The organism is Moorena sp. SIO2C4 (assembly GCF_010672485.1).
Classification (GTDB): Bacteria; Cyanobacteriota; Cyanobacteriia; order Cyanobacteriales; family Coleofasciculaceae; genus Moorena; species Moorena producens.
The window spans coordinates 1-2,742 of sequence record NZ_JAAHGN010001015.1; the positions used below are offsets into that span (position 1 = coordinate 1).

A 2,742-nucleotide genomic window follows, 5' to 3' on the forward strand; every position below is an offset into this window, starting at 1 on the left:
TAGATACCTACCGCTACCGGAACGTAATAACTAGCTTCTTGTAAACCAGAAGATTTTAGAGTATTTATTACTTCTTGGCTTGTCTTGCGATAAATTTGGACGATCACTTCATCAATCAAGCCTTGGCGTAACCAATACAACCAATTTTGAGAGTATTTTCTGTAGGAAAAACTTGGGGAGTTGGGAGAAAGAGATATAATTAAGTTAGGGTTAATTTTTTTAACCGCTTGGTAAATTTTACGGGTTAATTCTGTCATCACTCTGGCGTGATTTCCCAACTGAGTTGGAATGCCCCAATGATCGTCTAGTTGAATACCATAGAGATTGGGATAGTTCTTTGCAGCTTCAGTAAATAAATTAATGAAGTACTGTTGAACATCTGGGTGCTTTGGATTTAGCCACAGATGTTGATCGATAGCTTTTTCTCCTGTTGACGTCTTCAGGAGCCAATCGGGATGCTGTTTAGCAAATTTTGAATTAAGATGAAGCATCATGCCATGCTCATACCAAGCATAAATTTTTAAGCCTTGACGTTCACCTTCTTTGATGGCAGCTTTTAGGGGGTCGGTGAAGGGTAAAGTAATCCGGTTATTTTTGAGGGAATAGTTACTAGGATAGGTAGTTCCACCATTATAAACATCAACGTAAATTCGATTAAAATTCAGACCAGATAACTGGTGAAATACATTATCAGTTTGTCCTGTATAGGATAGAAAGTTGTTACCGACATGAGTTACCCAAATTCCTTGAATTTTATTGGTGCTTTTTGGGGTATGGCGAGGGGCAGGAATGATAGTGTTGACTCCTACCAGGACTACCACTCCTATTAACATCCAAGTTATAAATTTATTGAATTTTTTTATTAACGGAAATTTCATTAGTTAATTAGTAATTGGTAATAAGCTGTTCAGCATTTAAATTGGCATACCTAAATTACTCACAGGGAACAGGGAACAGGGAACAGCGATGCAGCGCGGTCTTGGGGGTTTCCCCCATGAGCGACTGCATCAAGACGGGAACAGGTAATAACCAAGTTAAATGCACATCAGCTTAGGCATTCAGCTATCAGCACTCAGCAGTCAGCTTTTGAAGCAAGGAAAACTAGGTACGAAAACTTAGGCATTTGGCTGAGGGGCACGAGTACATGAGTATTCATGGGACTTCCCTCAAGAATCACCAACGCCCAAATCACCAATGACCAATGACTAATGACTAATAACTAATGACTAATGACTAACGAGCTTCAATAGGAATATAGGGAGCATCGTGAGTGCCAGTGTAGACTTGAGTAGGTCTAAAAATTCGATTTACGGCTAGCTGTTCCTTCCAGTGAGCTAGCCAACCCGCAACCCGTGCGATCGCAAACACTGGTGTAAACAAGTCACTCGGAATACCCAGCTTCCGGTAAACTAAGCCAGAATAGAAATCCACATTGGGATAAATCCCCTTGTGGCTCAGTTTTTCTTCCACTGCTTTCTCCAACTCCAAAGCAATGTCGTAGTACTTGTCTGTGCCAGATTCCTTAAACAGTTGTTCCGCTAAGTTCTGAAGTATCGTTGCTCGCGGGTCTTTTACCTTATAGACTCGGTGACCACAACCCATAATTCGTTCTTTGCGCTGCAAGCGCTCCTCCAAGTAAGACTGGACATTGTCCACTGAGCCGATGGTTTCCAACATGGTAATCACTTCTTCATTCGCCCCTCCGTGTAACGGACCAGCTAGAGTTCCCACCGCTGATGCCACTACTGCATAAGGGTCAGTAAGAGTAGAAGCAGTCACCAGAGCCGAAAAAGTAGATGCATTGATAGTATGTTCGGCATGGAGGGTCAGGCAAACATCAAAGACATGAGCCTCTAGGGGAGTAGGCTCTTGCTCATTGAGCATATACAGAAAGTTAGCTGCATAGCTAAGATCATCCCGAGGGCGTACTGGATCGTCCCCTTTGCGCATCTGTTTAAATGCTGCTACCATGGTAGGAATCTTAGCCAACAGGCGAACCACGGCTTCCCGAATGTATTTTGGATTGTCTAGTGCCCGTTTGGAGTAAAACAGACCCAAAGCAGCAGCAGAGGCTTGTAGAGCATCCATGGGATGACCAGTTTCTGGAAAACATTTCATCATGTCCCGGATGCTATACTTGATCCGTCGGTGGAGGCGAACGTCCTCCTGGAATTCATAAAGTTCGTTCTTAGTAGGTAGCTCACCCCAAATCAGTAGATAGGCGGCTTCTAGGAAAGTACTGTTTGATGCGAGTTCTTCGATCCTAATGCCACGATACTCTAGTATTCCCTTCTGCCCATCAACGTAGCTGATACTGGATTGAGCTGCTGGAATGCCTTCTAAACCTGGCTGGTACTCGCAAGCTATCATGTTATTACCTACAGAATCTTCAGTCATCTCAGGCTAACTTACCAGAGATTATGTGGTTAAGTCTTCAGTGCTACAAAGATTATTTTTACTGTAATGACTATATTATAGCACTCTTTGACTTCTCTGACCCATGAATAGGAGGAGATTCCGAACCCCATCAATCCTGAAAGATTGCTATAGTAACCACTTAGGTGAGGTCAGCAAGAATAGCTCACTGCGACCGAAGGGCTTCCTAGTATTAGGAAGCTTTAACCCAATTACTCCAGCTTTTTTTAGCACTAGTTTTTGATTGGATACTCCCCACACCAACATTTCCGCCCAATTAGCTAAATCAGGTTGATGGCCAACTAGAGCTAAACGTCTTTGATCATC

2 protein-coding genes and 1 pseudogene are annotated in these 2,742 nt (G+C 42.9%); all 3 read right to left on the reverse strand.

The annotated features are described in order from the left end of the window. Window positions 1-833 (reverse strand): glycoside hydrolase family 10-like protein (locus F6K20_RS32925; RefSeq protein ID WP_287297566.1); only part of this gene is annotated, 833 nt, incomplete at its 3' end. Between the two features lie 400 nt (window positions 834-1,233). Continuing rightward, on the reverse strand, window positions 1,234-2,370 hold the full coding sequence (locus F6K20_RS32930; protein ID WP_287297567.1) for a citrate synthase: 1,137 nt from the start codon (window positions 2,368-2,370) through the stop codon (window positions 1,234-1,236). A gap of 174 nt (window positions 2,371-2,544) precedes the next feature. Further along, window positions 2,545-2,742 (reverse strand): annotated as a pseudogene (locus tag F6K20_RS32935) (phosphohistidine phosphatase SixA); the annotation flags it as partial.

What these genes read in the sequence shown, in the direction of transcription:
- F6K20_RS32930 (WP_287297567.1), bottom strand. Translation starts at nt 2,370, where the DNA reads ATGATAGCTTGCGAGTACCAGCCAGGTTTAGAAGGCATTCCAGCAGCT.